The following is a 22,096-nucleotide window of genomic DNA, read 5'->3' on the forward strand; positions in this document are numbered from 1 at the left end:
TCTCGCTTTCTGGCCGCCCACGGTCCCCGCCGTAGCCGCCCTTCTTTGATGGGTCGGCTGCGGGAGCCCCGCATGGGCTTGGGGCATCCTCGCAGGGCCCGCATGCATGACGCGCCGCCGTACAACCTGGTTCCCGCCGATGGCGGGTCGGCGGTTGTGGATCGCGGTGATCGCCGGTGAACGGCCTCGACACGGCCCCTGACGTCCATCCGCCGAGCCGTACGACCCGCTCGTGCCGGTGTCCTGCCGCTGCCGAAGGAGCCTCGGAGCGGTTGTGGATCTTTGGGGCCGCTGGGAGGCTGGAGTCGGCCTCCCGAACCGAAAGTAGGTCCCCTTGAGATCTCCGTACCCCCGCACCTCCCCGGCCGGCGATGCCCCGCTACGTCTCTCGTCCGTTCGCGGCGTGCTCGCGGCCCTCGTCGTCGGCACCACGGCGACCCTCCTGCCCGCCGCTCCCGCCGCCGCGGCGGCGCTGCCCGCCTGCCCTCTGATCTTCGGCCACGGCGGCTATCCCAGCGGGGCGAACGGCTCCGACACGTGGAACCGGGACCAGGTCCGCCAGCCCAACCACCCGACCGGCATCCAGCAGCAGAAGAACTGGGGTGCCGCCGGGGTGGAGGCCGACCTGCAGCTCACCAGGGACGGCACCAAGGCGGTCATGTGGCACAACGACTCGACCTGGGGCCTGACCGGGGTGAAGAAACCCGTCAACCAGATTTGGTGGGCCACCGGCGATGACAAACTCCAGGGGCGGCGCATCAACCGGGGTGTGTACGTCGGGGAGACCGTCTACACGTTCCGGGAGTGGCTGAGCGCCATGCGTTCCAGGAACATGATCGCGCTCGTCGAGATCAAGCCGGCGGCCAAGCAGTCCCTGTTCAACGGGGATGCGGCGATCAAGTCCCGGGCCTGGTCGGAGATCCTCGGTCCGATCAAGGAGAACTACGGCGCCCAGGAGATCATGGTCTACTCGCACGACTCCGCGATCTGGGCCGAGCTTCAGAGCCGCGTCAACGCCCAGGGCCTCTCGAACGTTCTCCGTAACAGGCCGGTGTGGACGGACAGCGTCGAATGGGAGGAGCCGCCGCCCGCCTGGACCGGGAACACCGCCAAGTGGCAGAGCGTCCTCGACCAGGGACCGAAGCGCGTGGCCACCACCTTCACCGACGCCTACCGCAAGTGGCTCAAGGGCAAGTGCGCCTGATCAACTCTCACTCCGAGTTCTCTGCGCGCCTCTGATCCCGCATGCTCTTCGCTCCTCCCCGCTCGATCCCGTGAGGTCGCCGCATGCGTGGGCGGATCTCGGCGCCGGTCAGGCGGCGCGGGCGCCCGAGACCGCCGACAGCAGGCGCGCGCCGGCGTTGCGGGCGGCGATGCCGTACCTGGTGGCCGGGATGAGCAGCCGGGAGGCAGGGGAGGCGAAGCGCTGCTTGGGGTTGGTCAACAGGCGGTGCCGGGCCTCGTAGGCACGGAACGCCGCCGCGTGGTCGTCCCGGTGCGTGGCCAGCGCATCGGCCAGGGTCGCGGCACCGGCGATGGCCAGGGTGGATCCGTCGCCGAACAGCGAGACGCAGGAGGCCGCGTCGCCGAGCAGCGCGATCCGCCCGGTTGACCAGCTGTCAAGACGTACCCGGCTGACGGAGTCGAAGAAGAGGTCGTCCGCTTGCCGTACCTGGTCGAGCAGCTCGGGGATGCGCCAGGAACCCCGGGCGAAGGCACCGGCGAGCAGCCGCTTGTGCTGGGTGGTGTCCCGGTGGTCGAAACCGGGCACGGCGGGACTACGGAAGAAGAACCCGACCCCGCCCTGACCACTGCCGGGGTGCAGGGAGACGGCCCGGCCGGGGGTGTTGTGCATGAGCACCTCATGTGGGTCGAGGGCGAGGCCGGGCAGGGGCAGGGTGGCCACGTAGATGCCCAGATGGTCGATGAACCGCTGCTCCGGGCCGAACGCCAGGCGGCGGACCGCCGAGTGCAGTCCGTCGGCGCCGATGACCAGGTCGAAGCGGCGGGGTGCGGCGTTCTCGAAGGTGACGTTCACGCCGCCGGGGTCCTGGTGCAGAGCGGTGACGGTGTCGTCGTAGAGGTAGTCGGCGGCCACTGTTGAGGAGAGGATGCGGGCCAGGTCGGCGCGGGGCAATTCGATGCCGCCGGAGGGCATGGATACGCCGCCGACCCGCTTGCCGTGGTCATCGACGAAGCTCAGCCGGGTCACGCGTGTCGCTGCGGCACGCAGTTTGGGCAGAACCCCCATGCGTTCGACGACCTCACGGGCGGGACCGCGCACATCGACGGGGTTGCCGCTGGAACGCTGTCCTCGGGCGCGTTCCACGATGGCGGGCTCGAACCCGTGGCGGGTGAGCCAGTAGGCGAGAGTGTTCCCGGCTATGCCGGCTCCCGAGATCAACACGCTTCTCATATTTGGACCATAACTGCACTCGATGCAAATTCGCAATGAGTGTCGATAGGCATTCTGTGCGGTATCGTCTGCGGCATGGCTGAGCTCACCCTGCGTGAACGGAAACGGCAGCGCACCCGCCGAGCGATCGTCGATGCCGCCGTGGAGTTGTTCGAGGAGCGCGGCTACGAGGGCACGACTGTCGCCGACATCGCCGAGGCGGCCGAGATCGGCACACGCACCTTCTTCAGCTACTTCGCCAGCAAGGAGGAGGTGCTCTTCCCCGAGAGCGACTCGCGGGTCGCGGCCGCCATCGAGGCCATCGCCGCGCGCGGGCCCGAGGACCGGCCGGCCGACGTGCTGCTGCGCGCGCTGCGCAACGTGAACCATGACAGCGACGAGATGGTGAGCAGGGTGGCCGCGCTCCGGTTGCGGTTCTTCCGGAGCGAACCCGCGGTACGGGGGCGCGGCCTGCAACTCCAGTTCGACGCGCAGCGGGAGATCGCGCGTCACCTGTGCGCGGCCTATGCCGAGGAGCTGGACGAAACCGGGGCGGCGGCTCTAGTGGGGGCGTTCATCGGGGCGGTCACCGGGGCTCTGCAGGTGTTGCTGGAGACGGCGGGCGACGATCCCGCCGTCATGAGCCGCCGCTTGGAGGAGGCGACGGACGCCGCACTGCGGCCCTGGCTCCGCGAACAGGGCAGGCTGCACACATAGGACAGGCCGTATCGCCGAACCGGGGACCTGTCGGGGCGGCACCGACTGACCGTCCTCGGCCCGGCTCACCGGCACGCCGGGAGCCCGGCCTTACCCGCGGCGTGGGGCCCGCAGCCCGCCGTATCATCCCGCGCGACCGAGGCGGGTGGCACTGTCGTACGTCTCGCGGCCATCGAGCAGTTCGCTCCAAAGAGCCTGCGGGCCCAAGGAAGTGGCTACAGAGCCCGCGAGTCCCAGGAGAATGACTACGGCGGGGACTCTGGGCGGCCCGAAAGGGAGAAGCTACGGCGCCCGGCCCTGCGCTCTCCCCCGCCAGTGTGGCCGCAAGGCTACGGCGCTCCTCCCTGAACCGGGCGGAAGGGAGGCTTCAGCGGCGGTGCGGACCGTGGGCCGGCGGAAAGAGAGCAGCTACGGCGAGCACGCCGTACGAACGAAGCAGGCATGGCGCGGAGGTGGGTGGGTGTTCCGGCCGGCTTCAAAACGCCGGAAACCGTCGCGCCCGAGGCCAGGCCGGAGGCCGGAGACCACCGGAGCCCAGCCACAACGCCGGCCGGAACACCCACCCACCGCAGCGCGAACCGCCGACCAGCCCGGCAATCACCGACCAGCCCGGCAACCACCGGCCCGCCCCAACCCAGGCAAACACCCCCAAACGCGAAAAGACTCAGCCTGAACACGCGGAACCCGCCCAAGCCACCCGCAGCGCGAAAGCCCCAGCCTGCGAAAAGGGACCCGCTCCGGGAAAGCCCTACGGTTTCAGGGCCAGGAGGCGGTCGTCGCCTCGGCGGGGAGAGCCGCGGCCGTCCTTGTTGCTGGTGCCGAACCACAGCGACCCGTCCCGTGCCGTGGCGACCGCCCGGAGCCTGCCGTACCGGTTCTCGAAGAGCGGGACGGGCTTGCCGGCGGTGCCGTCCGGGTTCAGGGGGACCCGCCAGAGCCGCTGGCCGCGCAGGGCTCCCACCCAGAGGGACCCGTCGGCGTAGGCCAGGCCGGAGGGGGACGCCTCGGAGGTGGGCCAGGTGACGATCGGGTCCGTGAACCGGGGGCCGCCGCCGGTGCCCTCGACCTCGGGCCAGCCGTAGTTGGCGCCCTTCTTGATGAGGTTGATCTCGTCGAACGAGCTGGACCCGAACTCGCTGGCGTACATCCGCCCGGACCGGTCCCACGCCAGGCCCTCGACGTTGCGGTGGCCGTAGCTCCAGATCACGTTCTGGAACGGGTTGCCGGGCGCGGGCCTGCCGTCCTCGGTCATGCGCAGGATCTTGCCGCCCATGGAGCCGAGGGCCTGCGCCAGCGACTGGTTCCCGGTCTCGCCGGTACTGGCGTACAGGTACCCGTCGGGGCCGAAGGCCAGGCGGCCGCCGTTGTGGATGGCGCCCCGGGGGATGCCGTCGAGGATCACCGTGGGGTCGGCGAGTTCGCGGTCGTAGCGGTAGCGCACGATCCGGTTGTCGCGGGCTGAGGAGAAGTAGACGAAGATCCGGTGGTCGTCGGCGAAGGTCGGGGAGACCGCGACGCCCAGCAGGCCGCCCTCGCCGGAGGGGCTGACGCCGTCGATCCGGCCGACCTCGGTGACCTTGCCCCCCGGGGTGACGCGCAGCAGCCGGGCGGTGTCGCGCTCGGTCACCAGGGCGTCGCCGCCGGGCAGGAACGCGATGCCCCAGGGGACGGCGAGGTTCTCGGCGAGGGTGCGCGGCTCGCCCGCCGGGGCGCCGGTGGCGGGCGGTTCCGGGGAGCCCTGGGCGTCCCGGGTGCTCGGGGAGCCCTGGCCGCCCGGGGTGCTCGGGGCGCTCTGCGAGCCCGGGGCGGACGGGCCGGAGGAGCGTTCGGCCGGGGCCGCCGAGCAGCCGACCGCCAGGGCGGTCCCCGAGGTGACGGCCACGACGAGGGCCGAGCGTGCGAAGCGGATCATGTTTACCTCCTCCGTCAATACCGCTGCATACCCGAAGAGGTTCCGGAGTGATCCCTTGGATAATGCGGGACATGAAGATCTGGGTCCCCTCCCGAGCCGCCGCCGATGTCCTGTGTGATCTGCCCGAGGTGGAGTGCGTCGTCTACGACGGCACCGGTCCCCACCCGGCCGGGGCGGAGGAGGTGGAGGTCTGGATCCCCCCGCTGATGCCGGTGCCGGACGTCGCCGGGCTGCTGGGCCGGATGTCGGGGCTGCGCCTGCTGCAGACCGTCACGGCCGGGGTGGAGGGGTACCGGCCGCACCTGCCCGAGGGCGCGGTGCTGTGCAACGCCCGAGGGGTGCACGACGCCGGGACGGCCGAGTGGGCGGTGGGCGCGATGATCGCGGTGCTGCGGGACTTCCCGGAGTTCGCCGCCGCCCAGCGGCGCGGGGAGTGGGCCTACCGTCACACGGGTGTGCTCGCCGACTCCACGGTGCTGATCGTCGGCTACGGATCGATCGGCGAGGCGCTGGAGCGCAGGCTCGACGGGTTCGAGGTGGACGTGGTCCGGGTGGCGAGGACCGCGAGGGACGGCGTGCACGGTCAGGACGAGCTGCCGGAGCTGCTGCCCCAGGCCGACGTGGTGGTGCTGCTGGTGCCGTCCACGCCCGAGACGGCGGGCCTGGTGGACGCGGCGTTCCTGGCGGCGATGAAGGACGGCGCCGTGCTGGTGAACGCGGCCAGGGGCGGGGTGGTGGACACCGGCGCGCTCGTCGCCGAGCTGCGCCGGGGCCGGATCCGGGCCGCGCTCGACGTCACCGATCCCGAGCCGCTGCCCCCGGGGCACCCGCTGTGGACGGCTCCCGGGGTGTTCGTCACGCCGCACGTCGCGGGCAGCACTCCGGCCTCCGGGCGGCGCACGCTGCGGCTGCTCCGTTCGCAGCTGCTGCGGTATCTGGCGGGGGAGCCGCTGAAGAACGTGATCACCGGCTCGTACTGACCGGGAAAGGAATCCGGCCGTGGCTGCCTCGTGACCTCCGCCGCCTACCGTGGATGGCGCGATCTCGATCGTTACATGGTTATCAGATCGGTGACGACTACGGCGTTGTCACCATCCGCGCCGACCGGGGAGCACAGACTGGTCGTGTGCCGCCCGGTTCGGGCGGAGGACGAAGGATGACGTGGTGACAGCGGCGACGCTGGAGCGGCGGCCAAGGGAACGCCGCGGAGGCAGGACGAGACGACACCGATGGGCAGACGACATTGATCCGCTGGCGTGACCCCCGGGTGCCGCCGGCCGCGGTCGCCGGGCTCGGCGCGGCGGGGCTGGCCGCCGCGCTCGCCGACGGCGCCTCGGCCGCGGTCGCCGGGGCGGTGGCGGGTGTCGCCGCGGCGGCGGTCGCCGTCGTGTCACTGATCATGGCGGTGCTCCGGATCGCCGACCGGCGCGAGGCGCGTGCCTGGCGCTGGCTGGCGGGGGGCGCGGCCACCTGGCTGGCCGGGGCGGGCGTGCGGCCGATCGCGGACGGCACGCCGTTCGCGGTGAGCTTCGCCGACCTGATGGTCCTGGCCGGTACGGCGATGCTCGCCATCGGCACGGGGCTGTGCGCCGTCCGGCCGGCGTACGGGCGGGCGTCGTTGCGTGACGCCTCCGACGCCTACGTGAGCGCCGCCTCGATATTCCTGGTCGGCTGGGTCACCCTGCTCGGACCGGCCTACCACGACTCGGGGGGGCCGGGCGTCTTCGCGGTGAGCCTGGCCTCGCCGGTGCTCTGCCTGGCCTTCACCTGCGCGGTGGGGCCCGCGGTGCTGCCCGCCCGCCGGTCGGCGGGGCCGGTCGGCCTGGCGGCGCTGGGGCTGCTGGCCGCCCTCACCGCCACGGAGACGGCGGGCGCGCTGACCCGGATGACGGGCGACGATCCGTCGCCGTTCGGGCTGTGGCTCGCGCCGGTGGCCTTCCTGCTGTTCGCCGCCGTCCCCTGGTGCCGCCGTACGGCGCGCGCGCCCGACGCCCCGGACCCGGGTGACGACACGGGTGCGGATGCGGACGCGGACGCGGGCGTGGAGGTAGGCGCGGGCGCGCAGGCCGCCTCCTCGCTGATCGCGGCGGTGCCGTTGATCCTGGTGCTCGTGGCGACCGTGGCCCTGGTCCTGCGGCTGCTGGGTGGGGGCGTGGCGGGACCGCCCGCCGTACCGGCGCTGGTGGCGACGTCGGTCGTCGCGGTCCTGGTGGTGCGGCTGTTCGTGATGCTGGCCGACGCCGGCCGGATGCGGCGTCTGATGGATCTCGGCGAGCGGCAGCTGCAGGATCTCGCGGAGAGCACCGGTGACGTGGTTCTTCTGTGCGACCACGCGGGCGTGGTGCGGGAGATCGGGGAGGGGGTGGAGGTCACCTACGGCTACCGCCCCGAGGACATGATCGGCGGTTCGATCTTCGACTACATCCACCCCGAGGACGTCCCGGGCATCCAGATGGCGCTGCGCGCGATGAGCCTCGCGGACGAGCAGGCCGAGGGCGGCGGCACCTGCATGATCGGATGCCGGGTGCGGGCGGCCGACGGCACCTGGCGGCCCACCGAGTCGGTGGCCACCCGGCACTCCCGGGGTGAGAACCTCCTGCTGGTCACGACCCGCGACGTCAGCGGCCAGGAGGCGCTGCGCAACCAGGTGGCGCACCTGACGTTCCACGACGGCGTCACCGGCCTGCCCAACCGCGCCTATTTCGAGGAGCGCACCCGGGAGGTGCTGGCCCGTCCCGGGGTGAACAGCGTCGCCGTGGTGTTCCTGGACCTGGACGGGTTCACCGCGGTCAACGACTCGGTGGGCCACGCCAGCGGCGACTACCTCCTGGGGCAGGCGGCCCGCAGGCTGCGCGCGGCCGTACGGGCCGACGACACCCTGGCGCGCTGGGGCGGCGACGAGTTCGCGGTGCTGCTGGAGGTGGCGGGTGACGCCCAGACGGCGGTGGACCTCGCCGAACGGCTGGTCCGGGCGGTCTCCGCCGAGCCGTTCCGGGTGGCCGACCGCGACATCGCGATGACCGCGAGCGTCGGGGTGGCCTTCGCCGACGAGGAGGTTTCCTCGGCCGACCTGATCCGCAACGCGGACGTGGCGATGGCGCGGGCCAAGGACATCGGCGGGCCGCGGGTGGAGGTGTTCGCCGCGCACATGCACGCCGACGTGGTGCGCCGCCTGGAGCTGGCGGCCGACCTGCAGCGGGCGCTGCTGGAGGACCAGTTCGCGATCGAGTACCAGCCGATGGTGGACCTGGCGACCTCGCGCGTCACCGCGGTGGAGGCGCTGGTGCGCTGGTGGCGGGACGGCGCGTTCGTGCCGCCGGAGCGGTTCCTCGGCCCGGCCGAGGACACCGGGCTGATCGTCCCGCTGGGCGAGTGGATCCTGCGCCGGGCCTGCCGGGAGGTGGCGGCGTGGCGGGCGTCCTCCTGGGACATCGGGCTGTCGCTCAACCTGTCGGCGCGGCAGATCATGGCCCCGCGGTTCGTCGAGACCGTCGAGTCGGCGCTCGCCGAGAGCGGCCTGCCGCCCAGCGCGCTGACGCTGGAGGTCATCGAGGAGATGCTGGTCGAGGACGCCGAGGAGACCCTCACCCGGCTGTCGGAGCTGCGCGAGCTGGGGGTGCGGCTGGCCATCGACGACTTCGGGACGGGCTACGCCTCGCTGGCGCTGCTGCGGCAGCTCCCGGTGGACATGATCAAGGTCGATCCGTCGTTCGTGTCCGGGCTGGGCGCCGACGAGACGCTGACCCTGCTGACCCGCACGATCGTACGGCTCGGCCATGATCTGGGGCTGATCGTGGTGGCGGAGGGCATCGAGCGGCCCGAGCAGCTCGACCTGCTGCGTGAGATGGGCTGCACCCGGGGGCAGGGTTTCCTGGTGGCGCGGCCGATGGACGCCCGGGGGATCGACGAGCTCATGCCCGCGGGTCTGCACAGCGCCGTCTGACGGCCGCGCCGTACGGGGAGGTGTCCCGTACGGCGCGGCCGTCCCATGGGCCTCTCCTGCCCGGAATTTCATCTCGGAGTGTGAGACACCCGTCCCACCAATTTGACTCAGGGCCGCAATGTCGGCCATGGTGGGAGCCATGCATCACCGTGGGATTCTCGTAGTACTTCGCCGGCGCGCGGGCCGATAAGCGAAGCACTTCGTCCTGCGCGCCGCCCCAGACCCGCCGGCAAGGTGGGATGGGGCCTTTTTTATGCCATAACATCCCGCTCAGCCACATGAGGAACGAGCCGATGACCGAGCAGATGACAGGAGCCCAGGCGCTGGTGAGGGCGCTGGAGCACGTCGGGGTCGACACCGTGTTCGGCATCCCGGGCGGCGCGATCCTTCCCGCCTACGATCCCCTTTACGACTCCGCCAAGGTCCGTCACGTGCTCGTACGGCATGAGCAGGGCGCCGGGCACGCCGCCCAGGGGTACGCGCAGGCCACCGGCAAGGTGGGGGTCTGCATGGCCACCAGCGGTCCGGGCGCGACCAACCTGGTCACCCCGATCGCCGACGCCTACATGGACTCGGTCCCGATCGTCGCGATCACCGGTCAGGTGGCCAGCGGCTCCATCGGCACCGACGCGTTCCAGGAAGCCGACATCTCCGGCATCACCATGCCGATCACGAAGCACAACTTCCTGGTCACCGACCCGGCCGACATCGCGCGGACGATCGCCGAGGCGTTCCACATCGCCTCGACCGGCCGCCCCGGACCGGTCCTGGTGGACATCTCCAAGGACGCCCTCACGGCGACGACGGAGTTCCAGTGGCCGCCGGTGATGCAGCTTCCCGGCTACCGCCCGGTGACGCGGCCGCACTCCAAGCAGATCCGCGAGGCGGCGAAGCTGATCGTGGAGGCCAGGCGGCCGGTGCTGTACGTCGGCGGCGGCGTCCACAAGGCCGGCGCGGCGCCGGAGCTGCGGGAGTTCGCCGAGATGACCGGCATCCCGGTGGTCACCACGCTGATGGCGCGCGGCACCTTCCCCGACAGCCACCGCCAGCACCTGGGCATGCCGGGCATGCACGGTTCGGTGCCGGCCGTCGGGGCGCTGCAGCGCTCCGACCTGATCATCGGACTGGGCGTCCGCTTCGACGACCGTGTCACCGGCGAGCTGTCCACCTTCGCGCCGCACGCCAGGGTCGTCCACGCCGACATCGACCCGGCGGAGATCTCCAAGAACCGGCACGCGGACGTCCCGATCGTGGGCGACTGCAAGGAGGTCATCGCCGAGCTGATCGCCGCGGTGGGCAAGGAGGACCGCAGGGGCGACTACGCCGAGTGGTGGACCCAGCTTGACGCCTACCGGACGACGTACCCGCTGGGTTACGAGACGTTCGAGGACGGCTCCCTGGCCCCGCAGTACGTCATGGAGCGGCTGGGCGCGCTCGTCGGCCCGGACGCGATCTACACCGCGGGCGTCGGCCAGCACCAGATGTGGGCGGCGCAGTTCATCGGCTACGAGAACCCCGGCACCTTCATCAACTCCGGCGGCGCCGGCACGATGGGCTTCTCGGTCCCGGCGGCGATGGGCGCCAAGATGGGCCGTCCGGACGCGGTCGTCTGGGCGATCGACGGCGACGGCTGCTTCCAGATGACCAACCAGGAGCTGGCGACCTGCACGATCGAGGGCGTGCCGATCAAGGTGGCGGTCATCAACAACGGCAACCTCGGCATGGTCCGGCAGTGGCAGACGCTCTTCTACAACGAGCGCTACTCCAACACCAACCTGCAGACGGTCCGCCGGATCCCCGACTTCGTGAAGCTCGCCGAGGCCTACGGCTGCGTCGGCCTGCGGTGCGAGCGTCCCGAGGACGTGGACGAGGTCATCGGGAAGGCGATGGAGATCAACGACGTCCCGGTCGTGATCGACTTCGTGGTCCACCAGGACGCCATGGTCTGGCCCATGGTCGCCGCCGGGACCAGCAACGACGACATCAGGTTCGCCCGCGACATGGCGCCCGTCTGGGACGGCGAGGACCAGGTGTGAGCGGCGGGCTGACGGACAGGCACGGCGGCTCGGCGAGACGCCCGGCGAGGAGGAAGGCATGAGCAGGCACACGCTCTCGGTGCTGGTGGAGAACAAGCCCGGCGTTCTGGCGCGCGTCGCCGCGCTGTTCAGCCGCCGCGGGTTCAACATCGACTCGCTGGCGGTCGGCCCGACCGAGCATGAGGACATCTCCCGGATGACCATCGTGGTCAACGTCGAGGAGCTGCCGCTGGAGCAGGTGACCAAGCAGCTCAACAAGCTGGTCAACGTGCTGAAGATCGTGGAGCTCGACCCGGCGCAGGCCGTGCAGCGCGAGCTCACGCTGATCAAGGTGCGGGCCGACGCCGAGACCCGCTCCAGCGTGCTGGAACTGGTCAACCTCTTCCGGGCGCGCTGCGTGGACGTCGCCCCGGACGCGGTGACAATCGAGGTCACCGGCACCCCGGACAAGCTGCAGGCGTTCGTCAGGCTCCTTGAGCCGTTCGGCGTCAAGGAGCTCGTCCAGTCGGGCATGGTGGCCATCGGCCGCGGTGCCCGCTCCATCACCGACCGCTCTCTGCGGGCCCTGGACCGGACCGCGTAAGCCGTACGAGAAACCCGAAAGGTTAAGCAAGTGACTGAGATCTTCTACGACGACCAGGCCGACCTGTCGATCATCCAGGGCCGGCACGTGGCCGTCCTGGGGTACGGCAGCCAGGGTCACGCGCACGCGCTGTCCCTGCGCGACTCCGGCGTCGACGTCCGCGTCGGCCTGCCGGAGGGGTCCAAGAGCCGGGAGCGGGCCGAGGCCGACGGCCTGCGCGTGCTCACGCCCGCCGAGGCCGTCGAGGAAGCCGATCTGATCATGATCCTGGCGCCGGACCACATCCAGCGCCACCTGTACGCCGAGCACGTGGCCCCGAACCTCGTCGAGGGCGACGCGCTCTTCTTCGGCCACGGCTTCAACATCCGCTACGGCCTCATCGAGGCGCCCGAGGGCGTGGACGTCGCGATGGTCGCTCCCAAGGGCCCCGGCCACCTCGTCCGCCGCCAGTACAGCGCCGGCCGCGGCGTGCCGTGCCTCGTCGCGGTGGAGAAGGACGCCAGCGGCAACGCCTGGGACCTCGCGCTGTCCTACGCCAAGGCCATCGGCGGCACCCGCGCCGGCGCGCTGAAGACGACCTTCACCGAGGAGACCGAGACCGACCTCTTCGGCGAGCAGGCGGTCCTCTGCGGCGGCGTCTCCGAGCTGATCAAGGCCGGGTTCGAGACCCTCATCGAGGCCGGCTACCAGCCCGAGGTCGCCTACTTCGAGTGCCTGCACGAGATGAAGCTGATCGTCGACCTGATGTACGAGGGCGGCATCCACAAGATGTACTGGTCGGTCTCCGACACCGCCGAGTACGGCGGCTACTCCCGCGGCCCGCGCGTCGTGACGGAGGAGACCAAGAAGGAGATGAAGCGCATCCTCGACGAGATCCGGTCCGGCGAGTTCGCCCGCGAGCTGGTCGACGAGTTCGACAGCGGCCAGAAGAAGTTCACCGCCTACCGTGAGGACCTGGCCCAGCACCCGATCGAGACCACCGGCGCCAAGCTCCGCCCGATGATGAGCTGGCTGAAGTAGTGGCACGCCCCTCCCGGACCCGCTGTCCGGGAGGGGCGCCCTGTACGGCGACGCCCCCGCGGACGATTCCGCGGGGGCGTCGCCGTCTCCTCCGCTTTCCGGGCCGTCCGCGGGGAGGAACGGAAACCGGCCCGGCCCAGGTGGGAGGAGAGGGGGAAGGGATCCCCGCGGTCTGGGCCGCGGGGACCGGGCCGCCGGGACGGCCCGGTGGGGCCACCCCGGCGGTCACCGGGGTCGTCCGGGCCGGCCCCCGCCGTGAGGGGGAGCGGGCCGGACGCGTCTTTCAGTGTTTTCAGTGTTTTTTGGTGTCTTTTAGTGTCTTTTGGGGTCTTTCAGTGCCGGTCGGCGCCTCGCGGCGCCTTCGGCGTCCCGCGGTGTCTCAGCGGGCGGCGAAGTCCTGGGTCCAGTAGATCTGGCCCTTGGAGTTCTTGGCCGCGCCGACGCCGATGAGGGTGTACTTGCAGTTCATGATGTTGGCCCGGTGACCGGAGCTGTTCATCCAGGAGGTGACCACGGCGGCCGGGGTCGGCTGGCCCATGGCGATGTTCTCCGCCCAGCCTGTTCCGCCGGTGAAGCCCGCCGCGCGGATGCGGTCCATGAAGCTGCGGCCGTCCTGGGAGGTGTGGCTGAAGTAGCCCTTGGCGGCCATGTCGGCGGAGTGGCCGTAGGCGGCGGCGCGGAGCTGCGGGTCGTGCTTGAGCGGCTGGCAGCCGCCCTTCGCGCGCTCCACGTTGGTCAGGCGCAGCACCTCGTTCTCGTCGGCCGTGCCGACCGTGCCCGCGGTGGAGGTGGGGGTGGGCTTGGCGGTGGCCGTCGCGGTCGGGGCGGGGGTCAGGGTCGGCAGCGGCGTGGCCGGCGTGGTGGGCTTCGCCGTCGCGGTGGGGGCGGCGGTCGCCGTCGGGGCCGCCGTCGGAGCCGTCGTCGGAGCCGCGGTGGGCTTGGCGGTGGCGGTGGGGGCGGCCGTCGCGGTGGGGGGCGTGGTCGGCTTGGCCGTCGCGGTGGGGGGTGTCGTGGGGGCGGCCGTGCCCGTGGGCGAGGGGGCGGCGGTCGGCGTCGCGGCGGGGTCGCACGAGAGCCTGGCCGCCTCGGACGTGGCGGTGTGGCCGCGGCTGTCACGGACGACGGTGTAGTAGACGCCCGGCGCGCACCGCAGGGTCATGAGGGCCCGGCCGTTGCGGCCCTTGTAGGCGCCGCTCTTGACGACCGGGTCGGCGCCGGCGACCGCCCGCTTGATCTGGATCCGCACCAGGGCGGTGTCGCGGCAGCCGAGCCGCGTGGCGGACGCGTGGATCTTCCCGGTGGCGGTGACGAGGGGCCGGTCCGCGTGGACATCGCACGCGGACGGCGAGGCCGCCGCGTTCGCGGCGACGGGAGCGCTCAGTGCCGCCAGAGTTCCAAGGCACGCGAGTGCCCCCAGCGGTCTGCGCATGTTGAGTCCTCCAGAGGGTTGAGGCCGGATCGAACCCGTATTCTGGCGGCGGCACAACGCCCCTGTCACGAAATTTCGGACAAAATCTTGAGTTGTCGGTAAACCAAAGTGATCGCTGGTGCGTCTGGGACCGTTCCCGTCTGTCCGAAAATCTGTCCCCTGAGCTGGTCTGCCGCCGCCGTGCGGACACGGCGGCGGCAGAGGCCCGGCGGGCGGAAAAATCTTGCCCGGTTGATCGGCGCCGGACGGGCCGATCGGTCACATCGGGTGGACCGTCAGGTCACACCGGGTGAGATCTCAGGTCGCACCGGGTGGGATCGAGGACCGGTTCCGGGTGGGACCGGGGGGTCAGCACTGGGCGGGCTTCAGCCACGAGCACTCCAGCTCCGAGGCATCCTCGGCCTGCGGCGTCTGCTTGAGCTGTACGACCGCGTCCACCGGCGCGTCACGGCGGAACTGCGCGAGACGGACGGCGATCCTGTCCTCGATGTCCCGGGGAGCGGCGGACAGGTACTGGTTGAGCATGACGGAGAAGACCAGCGGCTCGTTGTCGGCGCTGGTCACGTAGCCCGACAGTGAGGTGACGCCGGTCAGCGAGCCGGTCTTGGCGTGGACGTTCCCGGCGGCGGGCGTGCCGCGCATCCGGCTGCGCAGCGTCCCGCCGACCATGCGGTCGGCCTGACCCGCGATCGGCAGCGCGCCGTACCAGGCGTCGAACCACGGCTTGGCGCGCAGCGCGGCGAGGTAGCGCGTCAGGCCGCCGGGGGTCAGGCCGTCCATCCGCGACAGGCCGGAGCCGTCCCGCAGGTTCAGCGTCGTCATGCCGTTCGCCTTGGCGAAGGAGGTGATCGCGGCGAGCCCGGCGCTCCACGTCCCGGCACCCGAGACCTTGCGCCCGATCGCCTTGGTGAGGATCTCGGCGTGCATGTTGTTGCTGAGCTTCATGAACGGCACCAGCAGCTCGCGGAGCGGCATCGACTCGTGCGAGGCCACGGTGGCGGCGCCCTCCGGGGCCGCCGCCCGGGCCGCGCCGCCCAGCACCCGCACCCCGTGCCGGGCCAGCGACGCGCGGAACAGCGAGGTGGCGTAGGCCGTGGGGTCGTCGACGGTGACCCACTCCTGCTGCTCGTCCGCGACGGTTCCGGTGATCACCACGGTGTTCGTGCCGTGCCGGCGCTCGATGGTGACGTCCGTCTCGGCACCGGTCACCGCGCGGTTCTCGATCTTCAGGTGGTCCGTCTCGGGCGTGGTGGTGACCTTGGGCCGTTTGCCCGAGGCGTCCCCGGGGGCCACCGAGACGATGACGGTGCCGGCGTCGTAGTCGGTGTTGGGGGAGGCGGTCAGCGCCGAGATCTGCGCCGCGTAGTAGTAGGGCTCGTCGTCCCAGGCCCAGTCGGTGCCGAGCCGTACGTCGTCGAACCAGGTGTCGTCGGCGACGAGCCTGCCGGTGACCACCTTGATCCCCGAGGCGGCGACCTTGGCGGCCAGCGCGTCGTAGTCGGCGGCGAGCATGGTCGGGTCGCCGGTCCCCCTGAGGTAGAGGTCCCCGGCCAGGGCCGAGCCCGCCCGGCGGCCGGTGGACAGCACGCTCGTGGTGAAGCGGAAGTCCAGGCCGAGGTTCTCCACAGCGGCGGCGGAGGTCAGCAGCTTGGTGTTGGAGGCGGGGGTGAGGATCTTGCCGGAGTCCAGGGCGTAGAGCTCCTCGCCGGAGGCGGCGCTGCGGACCACCACCCCCGCCCGCGCCGGAGTGAGCCGGGCGTCGCCGAGGATCTGGTCGATGTCCTTGACCAGGTCCGCCACGCCGGGGGCCGGTCCGAGGGCGCCGGCCGGGGCGGCCGAGCCGGTCGTGGCCCAGGTGAGGCCGGTGAGCAGGAGGGCCGAAAGAGAGAGGGTGGTACGTCGCGAGGGCCGCACGGTGTCTCCAGGTGCTAGGCGTCTGCGGAGATCATCGGCACCGGCGGCCTGGCCGACAATACGGAAATATTCGTATCTTTCACCCCTATCGGGCCATCGACCGGTGGGGTTGAATGTGGCAATGGTCACACCGGCCCCCACCCCCCGCCCCGCCGGAGCCGCCGTCGCCGTCACCGTGCCGCGCGGGGTGCGCGTCGGCTACGGGGTCGGATCGGTCTGCACCGCGACGTTCTCCACGGTCCCGGGCCTGCTGCTGCTGTTCTACATGACCAACGTGCTGGCCGTACCCGCCTGGATCGCCGGCGCCGTGGCCTTCCTGCCCAAGCTCTGGGACATGGTCATCAACCCCTGGGTGGGCCAGCGCTCCGACCGCACGGTCTCCCGGCTCGGCCCGCGCCGCCCCTGGATGCTGCTGGGCGCGGTCACCCTGCCGGTGACCTTCGCGCTGACGTTCGCCGGGCCGCCCCTGACCGGCCTGCCCGCCGCGCTGTACGTCACCGTCTGCTACTTCCTCACCGCCACGGCCTACGCCTTCTACGAGGTGCCCTACAAGGCGATGGCCACCGAGATGACCGACGACTACCACGAGCGGTCGTCGCTGCTGCAGTGGAAGATGGTCTTCCTGGGCCTGGCGATCCTGCTGTCCGGGGCCGGCGCGCCGGCCCTCGCCGGGACCGAGGTGACCGGCTACCGGCTCATGGGCCTGGTCATCGGCGCGGTGCTGCTGGCGTCCATGCTCGCCTCCGTCGCCGGTACGGCCCGCGCCCCGCTGGCCGGGCGGGCCGAGGCCGAGCCGTCGCTGCGGGCGCAGTTCGCCGCGGCCCGCTCCAGCCGGCCGTTCCTGATCCTGCTCGCCCTGAGCTGCGCGCAGATGTTCGCCGCGGGCACCCTGCTGGCGGGCGCGCCGTACTTCGCCACCTACGTCCTCGACGCGCCCGGGGCGACCACCACGCTCTTCCTGTGCGTGGTCGGGCCGCTGCTGGTCACCATGCCACTGTGGACGTGGCTGTCGCGGCGCTACGACAAGCGCGGCGCGATGGTGCTGTCGGCGGCGCTGTTCACCGCCGGCACGGCCGCGATGGCGCTCTCCGACCGGTTCGGCACGGGCTACGCGCACGCCTGCGTGCTCGTCGTCGGCGTCGGCTACGCCGGGTTCCAGCTCCTGCAGTTCTCCATGCTCTCGGACGTGATCGTCCACGACGCGGCGGCCACCGGCAGGCGCCGCGCCGGGGTGTTCACCGGTCTGTGGACGGCCTGCGAGACCGTGGTCTTCGCGCTCGGCGCGCTGGTGCTGGGCTGGCTGCTCGGCGCGACGGGATTCGTGGAGTCCTCCGCCTCGGAGGCGGTGGCCCAGCCGGACTCGGCGATCGCCGCCGCCCTGTACGGCGGAGCGCTGATCCCCGCGCTCGCGGCCGGGGTCAGCGTGCTGCTCACGCTGCGCTACCCCATCACCGCCGAGACGATGCGGGCGGTGGACGCCGCCGGTACCGCCGGTGCCTCCGAGGCGTCCGAGGCCGGGGACGGGACGGGGGAGGAGCCCGGGGTCACGGCGCGCGCGGGTGACGAACCGGAGCCGGCCGGGGCGTGACCCGGTTCGGGCGGGCCGGGGTGTGACCCGGTTCGGGCCGGCTGAGGCGTGACCCGGTTCAGGCCGACTGGGGTGTGATCACGAGGAAGCCGCAGTCACCGAAGGACAGCACGTCGCCCGGCCGTACCGGGGCCGACCCGACCAGCCGCCAGTCGTTCAGCCGGGTGCCGTTGAGAGAGCCGAGATCGACGACGATCCAGCCGTCCTCGGCGCGGCGCAGCTCGGCGTGCACCCGTGAGACGGTCAGGTCGGCCAGCACCAGGTCACAGGCCGAGCCCCGGCCCACCACGTAGCGGACACGGTCGTCGCCGGGCAGCGCGAGGCGGGGCAGCCGGGGGCGTCGCCAGGCCGACTCGACCCGGCGGGTGAAGTCGGACGCCGAGGCGACGACGTCGGTCACCATCCGCCGCAGCCGGCCGCGCGGCGGCAGGTCGGCGATCAGGTTCTCCAACTCGCCCTGGCTGCGGGCGCGCAGCGCCATGTCGACCCGGCCGAGGAACGTCTCGTGCGAGAGGCGGCCCTCGACGGCGCGGTCGCGGAGCTCGTTGATGGCGCGGTCGCGGTCCCCATCGGACGCGCGGGACGGGGGAGGCGGCGAGCTCATCCCCCGAGTATCCGCCCCGGTGCCGGAACCTGTCCAGAATATGCGGATCTCTTGCCGTGACCATACTGAGTATGCATACTCAGTATCCATGGCGATCCGACAAGGGCTGCTGGCCCTGCTCAGCCGGGGGCCCCGCTACGGCTACCAGTTGCGGGCGGAGTTCGAGGCGTCGACGGGGGCGACCTGGCCGCTCAACATCGGCCAGGTCTACACGACGCTCTCCCGCCTGGAACGCGACGGCCTGGTGGCCCCCGGCGAGCAGGACGACCAGGGCCGGGTCGTCTACACGATCACCGAGGCCGGTCGGGCCGAGATGGCGCGATGGTTCGGCACCCCCGTCGCCCAGGCCGACCGGCCCCGGGACGAGCTGGTCATCAAGCTCGCGATGGCGGTCACCGCCGGGGCGGACGTGCGTCCGATCATCCAGGCCCAGCGCACCGCGACCATGGGCACCCTCCAGCGGCTCACCCGCGCCAGGCGGGCCAACGCCGAGGACCCGGCCCAGCGGCTGGTGCTCGACTCCATGATCTTCCAGGCCGAGGCCGAGCAGCGCTGGCTCGACCACTGCGAGGCCGTGCTCGCGGCCTCCCCCCAGACGCAGGAGAGACAAGCATGAGTTTTGATCCGGTCGTCCGGCTCGCCGACGTCGGCCGCGTGCACGGCGACGGCCCGGGAGCCGTGACGGCCCTCTCTGAGGTGAACCTCGCGGTCGGGGCCGGGGAGCTGGTGGCGGTGATGGGCCCGTCCGGGTCCGGCAAGTCCACCCTGCTCAACGTCGCGGGCGGCCTCGACCGGCCCACCTCGGGCGACGTGGTCGTCGAGGACGTCTCGCTGACGCGCCTTCCGGCCGGGGAACTCGCCGCGCTGCGCCGCCGGCACGTCGGCTACGTCTTCCAGGACCTCAACCTGATCCCCTCGCTCACCGCCCTGGAGAACGTGACGCTGCCCCGCGAACTGGACGGGATCCGCTTCCGGGACGCCCGCCGCCAGGCGCTGGAGGTGCTCGCCGAGGTCGGCCTCGCCGAGGTCGCCGACCGTTTTCCGGACGAGATCTCCGGCGGCCAGCGCCAGCGGGTGGCGATCGCCCGCGCCCTGGCCGGGGAACGGCGGCTGATCCTGGCCGACGAGCCGACCGGCGCCCTCGACACCCCGACCGGCGACGAGATCCTCCAGCTCCTGCGCGCCCGCTGCGACGCCGGGGCGGCGGTCCTGCTCGTCACCCATGAGCCCCGCTACGCGGCCTGGGCCGACCGCGTGGTCTTCCTGCGCGACGGCCGGGTCGCCGACACCGCCGCCGCGCCGATGGAGAGCGCCCGATGAGCGCCCCGGCGCCGGTCATGACGCGCACCGGGACGGCGGGGGCCGGACGTTCCCGGCCGGCCGCCTTCCTGGCGGCGCTGCGGATCTCCCGGCGGGACGCGCTGCGGGCCCGGGGCCGCAGCGCGCTGATCGTGACAATGGTCGGCCTGCCCGTCCTGGTCATCGTCTTCGCCCTGATCTTCGCCGCGACGGCCGACGTCACCCGGCGGGAGGGCCTCACCGCGCGGATCGGCACCGCCGACCTGCGGATCGTGACACTCGGGCGGCCCGATACCGACGGCCGCGCATCGACGCCCACCTCGCCGGCCGAGGTCATGGGGCTGCTCGGGCCCGGGGCCCGGATCATCCCGGCGAACGAGGGAAGCGCCGACTTCCGGGGCGAGCTCGGCTACGACAACGTGTCCGCGCGCGAGCTGGACCTGCGAGACCCCCTGACGAAGGGGATGTACCGCCTGCTGCGGGGCCGCCTCCCGGCCGCGCCCGGCGAGATCGTGGTGACCCCCGGCGCGGAGGAGCGGGGGGCGCGGTTCGGCACGACACCGGCCGTGACCTTCAAGCTGACCCCGATGCGGGTGGTCGGGGTCGTCGAACACCCGCACCAGACGAAGAGCGCGGAGATCATCGGCCTTCCGGGCACCCTGCTGTTCGACAGGGCCGACGGGCGCGGCACCGGCTGGCTGGCCGACACCCCGAAACCGGTCACCCTCCGGGACATCCGCGGGCTCCGGGCGGCGGACCTGGACGTCGAGGCCCCCGCCACCGTCAAGGACACGAGCGACTATCGCGACACCCGGGACATCGTGGCCGTCGGCCTGATCGTGGTGATGGGTGTGCTGGAGGTGGTGCTGCTGGCCGGTCCGGCGTTCGCGGTGGGGGCGCGGCGGCGTCGGCGGGAGCTGGCGCTGGTCGCGGCCCAGGGCGGTTCGCCGGGGCAGGTGCGGATGGTGCTGCTGGCCGACGGCGTGGTGCTGGGCGGCGGCGCGGCGCTGCTCGGACTGGCACTGGGCGTCGGCCTCGGGGCGCTGTCGGCCGCGCTGGAGGCGGGCCGGCTGATCGGCGGAGTGGGTCCGCTGGACGTCCCCTGGGTGCCGGTGCTGGCCGTCGCCGCGCTGGGGGCGGTCAGCGGGGTGGCGGCGGCCGTGCTGCCCGCCGTACGGGCGGCCCGGCAGGACGTCGCGGCGGTGCTCGCCGGGCGCCGGAGCCCGGCACGGGACCGCGCGGGCCGTCCGATCATCGGTGCGGTCCTGGTCGTCGCGGGAGCCGTGGCCGCCGTGCGCGCCATCGGGTCCGACCGGGTCTGGGTCCTCGCCGCGGAGGTCCTGGCCCTGCTGGGACTGGTCGCGCTGACGCCTTCCATGGTCCGTCTCGCGGCGGTGTCGGCGGCCAAGGTGCTGCCGCTGCCGCTGCGGCTGGCCGCCCGCGACGCGGCCCGCAACCGGGGCCGCACCGCCTCCGCCGTCGCGGCGGTCATGACGGCGGCCGCCGCCTTCACGATGGCGGCCGTCGCATTAGACAGCAACCTCGCCGAACGGCGTGAGGCCTTCCACCCGACGCTTCCGGCCGGGACCGTGCAGATCGACGGCGCGGGCCTCGACGACGCCCGGTGGGCCAGGGCCAGGACGATCGTCGAGCGCGCCCTGCCCGGCGCGCCGCTGATCGAGGCCGTCGCGCTCCGCGACACCCGGGGGGCCGCCGTGGAGCTCTCGGTCGGACACCTCGACGCTACGGACGGCATGTACCCCGGCAACCCCTTCGGCGTGAGCCTGCCGGTGGGGGACGGGCGGCTGCTGGAGTTCGTCCAGGGACGGCGGGACCCGGTCGCGGCGGCGGCGTTCGCCGCGGGCAGGGCCGTGGTGTTCGACCCGCGTCTGGTGCGCGACGGGCGGCTGCGGTTGTCCACCGTGCACTTCGTCAGCCACGACTCATCCGAGGCTCCGAGGGATCTCACCGTTCCCGCGGTCGTGGCGCGGGCCGCCGATCCCCGGCGCGCCGTCGCGGTGCTCCCCGCCTCGGCCCTGCCCGCCCTCGGCCTGAAGCCCGAGGCGCGCGTGCTGTACGCCGCCCCCTCCTCCGTCCGGCTCACCGAGGAGCAGGAGGTCAGGCTGGGGCGGGAACTGACGATCATGGCCGGCCCGGTCGGCGTGGCCTTCATGCGTGACATCGACTCGTACGGCTTCGTCAAGCCGCTGCTGTTCCTGGCGGCGGCGGTCCTGGCGCTGGGCGGCACGCTCGCCGCCACCGGCCTCGCCGCGGCCGACCTGCGCCCCGACCTCGCCACCATGGCCGCCGTCGGCGCGAAACCCGGCACCCGGCGGCTGGTCGTCGCCGGCCAGGCGGGGTTCATCACCGCCCTCGGCGCGCTGGCCGGCGCCCTCGCGGGGATCCCGGCCGGGATCGCGGTGGCCGGGGCGTCGATGCCGTACGGCTACCGCGCCTGGGCGCCCGACTCGTCGTCGTTCCTCGACCGGCTGCCGGCGGTCGAGCTCCCCTGGCTCTTCCTCGCCGCGCTGGTGGTCGGCCTGCCGCTGCTGGCGGCGCTGGTCGCGGGGACGTTCACCCGGGTCCGGGTCACCCTGACCCGCCGGGTCACCTGACCGCGGGCGGCACCCACTCCGCCGGGATCCGGTACGGCGGG

16 protein-coding genes are annotated in these 22,096 nt (G+C 72.5%); 11 read left to right on the plus strand and 5 right to left on the minus strand.

Going from position 1 to position 22,096, the window contains the following annotated elements:
• Positions 1 to 403: 403 nt before the first annotated feature.
• On the plus strand, positions 404 to 1,204 hold the full coding sequence (locus IEZ10_RS17905) for a glycerophosphodiester phosphodiesterase family protein (RefSeq protein WP_189247647.1): 801 nt from the start codon (positions 404 to 406) through the stop codon (positions 1,202 to 1,204).
• Between the two features lie 108 nt (positions 1,205 to 1,312).
• Here IEZ10_RS17905 and IEZ10_RS17910 read toward each other — a convergent pair whose 3' ends face one another.
• Complete coding sequence (locus tag IEZ10_RS17910; RefSeq protein ID WP_189247648.1) at positions 1,313 to 2,416, minus strand: FAD-dependent monooxygenase; 1,104 nt, start codon at positions 2,414 to 2,416, stop codon at positions 1,313 to 1,315.
• Positions 2,417 to 2,491: 75 nt separating this feature from the next.
• Here IEZ10_RS17910 and IEZ10_RS17915 point away from each other — a divergent pair, with 75 nt between their 5' ends.
• Entirely contained in the window at positions 2,492 to 3,112 is a 621-nt protein-coding gene (locus IEZ10_RS17915; protein WP_189247649.1) for a TetR/AcrR family transcriptional regulator, read from the plus strand.
• Between the two features lie 748 nt (positions 3,113 to 3,860).
• Here the strand turns inward: IEZ10_RS17915 and IEZ10_RS17920 are convergent.
• Positions 3,861 to 5,024, minus strand: a complete 1,164-nt coding sequence (locus IEZ10_RS17920; RefSeq protein WP_229811378.1) for a PQQ-dependent sugar dehydrogenase — start codon at positions 5,022 to 5,024, stop codon at positions 3,861 to 3,863.
• Positions 5,025 to 5,095: 71 nt separating this feature from the next.
• Here IEZ10_RS17920 and IEZ10_RS17925 point away from each other — a divergent pair, with 71 nt between their 5' ends.
• From IEZ10_RS17925 to ilvC, 5 genes are all read left to right on the plus strand, one after another.
• The gene (locus tag IEZ10_RS17925; protein WP_189247650.1) at positions 5,096 to 6,004 is read left to right on the plus strand and encodes a 2-hydroxyacid dehydrogenase; all 909 of its coding nucleotides are present in this window, start codon (positions 5,096 to 5,098) and stop codon (positions 6,002 to 6,004) included.
• 263 nt (positions 6,005 to 6,267) lie between these two features.
• On the plus strand, positions 6,268 to 8,967 hold the full coding sequence (locus tag IEZ10_RS17930; protein ID WP_229811379.1) for a putative bifunctional diguanylate cyclase/phosphodiesterase: 2,700 nt from the start codon (positions 6,268 to 6,270) through the stop codon (positions 8,965 to 8,967).
• A 278-nt stretch (positions 8,968 to 9,245) separates the two neighbouring features.
• Positions 9,246 to 11,003, plus strand: coding sequence for an acetolactate synthase large subunit (locus IEZ10_RS17935; protein ID WP_268246332.1), 1,758 nt, complete (start codon positions 9,246 to 9,248; stop codon positions 11,001 to 11,003).
• Between the two features lie 58 nt (positions 11,004 to 11,061).
• Positions 11,062 to 11,586, plus strand: coding sequence for an acetolactate synthase small subunit (ilvN, locus tag IEZ10_RS17940; RefSeq protein ID WP_179824903.1), 525 nt, complete (start codon positions 11,062 to 11,064; stop codon positions 11,584 to 11,586).
• A gap of 39 nt (positions 11,587 to 11,625) precedes the next feature.
• Positions 11,626 to 12,606: a ketol-acid reductoisomerase gene (gene ilvC, locus IEZ10_RS17945; protein ID WP_189247743.1), complete on the plus strand. Its 981-nt coding sequence runs from the start codon at positions 11,626 to 11,628 to the stop codon at positions 12,604 to 12,606.
• Between the two features lie 379 nt (positions 12,607 to 12,985).
• On the opposite strand, the gene IEZ10_RS17950 is transcribed toward ilvC, so the two are convergent.
• Positions 12,986 to 14,035 (minus strand): CAP domain-containing protein, encoded by a 1,050-nt coding sequence (locus IEZ10_RS17950; protein WP_229811380.1) that lies wholly within the window; start codon positions 14,033 to 14,035, stop codon positions 12,986 to 12,988.
• A 348-nt stretch (positions 14,036 to 14,383) separates the two neighbouring features.
• Positions 14,384 to 15,949, minus strand: a complete 1,566-nt coding sequence (gene dacB / locus IEZ10_RS17955) for a D-alanyl-D-alanine carboxypeptidase/D-alanyl-D-alanine endopeptidase (protein WP_189247651.1) — start codon at positions 15,947 to 15,949, stop codon at positions 14,384 to 14,386.
• Between the two features lie 121 nt (positions 15,950 to 16,070).
• Here dacB and IEZ10_RS17960 point away from each other — a divergent pair, with 121 nt between their 5' ends.
• Positions 16,071 to 17,537 carry an MFS transporter gene (locus IEZ10_RS17960; RefSeq protein WP_189247652.1) on the plus strand — a complete coding sequence of 489 codons (1,467 nt, stop codon included), beginning with the start codon at positions 16,071 to 16,073 and terminating at the stop codon, positions 17,535 to 17,537.
• Positions 17,538 to 17,595: 58 nt separating this feature from the next.
• Here IEZ10_RS17960 and IEZ10_RS17965 read toward each other — a convergent pair whose 3' ends face one another.
• The gene (locus IEZ10_RS17965; RefSeq protein ID WP_189247653.1) at positions 17,596 to 18,141 is read right to left on the minus strand and encodes an FHA domain-containing protein; all 546 of its coding nucleotides are present in this window, start codon (positions 18,139 to 18,141) and stop codon (positions 17,596 to 17,598) included.
• Between the two features lie 88 nt (positions 18,142 to 18,229).
• Here IEZ10_RS17965 and IEZ10_RS17970 point away from each other — a divergent pair, with 88 nt between their 5' ends.
• The 3 genes from IEZ10_RS17970 to IEZ10_RS17980 are packed head-to-tail and all read left to right on the plus strand — an operon-like array spanning position 18,230 to position 22,055.
• Positions 18,230 to 18,757, plus strand: a complete 528-nt coding sequence (locus IEZ10_RS17970) for a PadR family transcriptional regulator (protein ID WP_189247654.1) — start codon at positions 18,230 to 18,232, stop codon at positions 18,755 to 18,757.
• Positions 18,754 to 19,461 carry an ABC transporter ATP-binding protein gene (locus IEZ10_RS17975; RefSeq protein ID WP_189247655.1) on the plus strand — a complete coding sequence of 236 codons (708 nt, stop codon included), beginning with the start codon at positions 18,754 to 18,756 and terminating at the stop codon, positions 19,459 to 19,461. The genes IEZ10_RS17970 and IEZ10_RS17975 overlap by 4 nt, the downstream gene beginning before the upstream one ends.
• Positions 19,458 to 22,055, plus strand: coding sequence for an FtsX-like permease family protein (locus IEZ10_RS17980; protein WP_229811381.1), 2,598 nt, complete (start codon positions 19,458 to 19,460; stop codon positions 22,053 to 22,055). The genes IEZ10_RS17975 and IEZ10_RS17980 overlap by 4 nt, the downstream gene beginning before the upstream one ends.
• Positions 22,056 to 22,096 lie beyond the last annotated feature (41 nt).

Source organism: Streptosporangium pseudovulgare (assembly GCF_014648055.1).
Lineage (GTDB): Bacteria > Actinomycetota > Actinomycetes > Streptosporangiales > Streptosporangiaceae > Streptosporangium > Streptosporangium pseudovulgare.

Bases quoted from the DNA above. Each gene is read 5' to 3' on its own strand.
- IEZ10_RS17925 (WP_189247650.1), top strand. From the start codon at position 5,096: ATGAAGATCTGGGTCCCCTCCCGAGCCGCCGCCGATGTCCTGTGTGAT.
- IEZ10_RS17950 (WP_229811380.1), bottom strand. From the start codon at position 14,035: ATGCGCAGACCGCTGGGGGCACTCGCGTGCCTTGGAACTCTGGCGGCA.
- ilvN (WP_179824903.1), top strand. From the start codon at position 11,062: ATGAGCAGGCACACGCTCTCGGTGCTGGTGGAGAACAAGCCCGGCGTT.
- IEZ10_RS17960 (WP_189247652.1), top strand. From the start codon at position 16,071: ATGGTCACACCGGCCCCCACCCCCCGCCCCGCCGGAGCCGCCGTCGCC.
- IEZ10_RS17980 (WP_229811381.1), top strand. From the start codon at position 19,458: ATGAGCGCCCCGGCGCCGGTCATGACGCGCACCGGGACGGCGGGGGCC.
- IEZ10_RS17915 (WP_189247649.1), top strand. From the start codon at position 2,492: ATGGCTGAGCTCACCCTGCGTGAACGGAAACGGCAGCGCACCCGCCGA.
- IEZ10_RS17935 (WP_268246332.1), top strand. From the start codon at position 9,246: ATGAGGAACGAGCCGATGACCGAGCAGATGACAGGAGCCCAGGCGCTG.
- IEZ10_RS17910 (WP_189247648.1), bottom strand. From the start codon at position 2,416: ATGAGAAGCGTGTTGATCTCGGGAGCCGGCATAGCCGGGAACACTCTC.
- IEZ10_RS17920 (WP_229811378.1), bottom strand. From the start codon at position 5,024: ATGATCCGCTTCGCACGCTCGGCCCTCGTCGTGGCCGTCACCTCGGGG.
- IEZ10_RS17970 (WP_189247654.1), top strand. From the start codon at position 18,230: ATGGCGATCCGACAAGGGCTGCTGGCCCTGCTCAGCCGGGGGCCCCGC.
- IEZ10_RS17965 (WP_189247653.1), bottom strand. From the start codon at position 18,141: ATGAGCTCGCCGCCTCCCCCGTCCCGCGCGTCCGATGGGGACCGCGAC.
- IEZ10_RS17975 (WP_189247655.1), top strand. From the start codon at position 18,754: ATGAGTTTTGATCCGGTCGTCCGGCTCGCCGACGTCGGCCGCGTGCAC.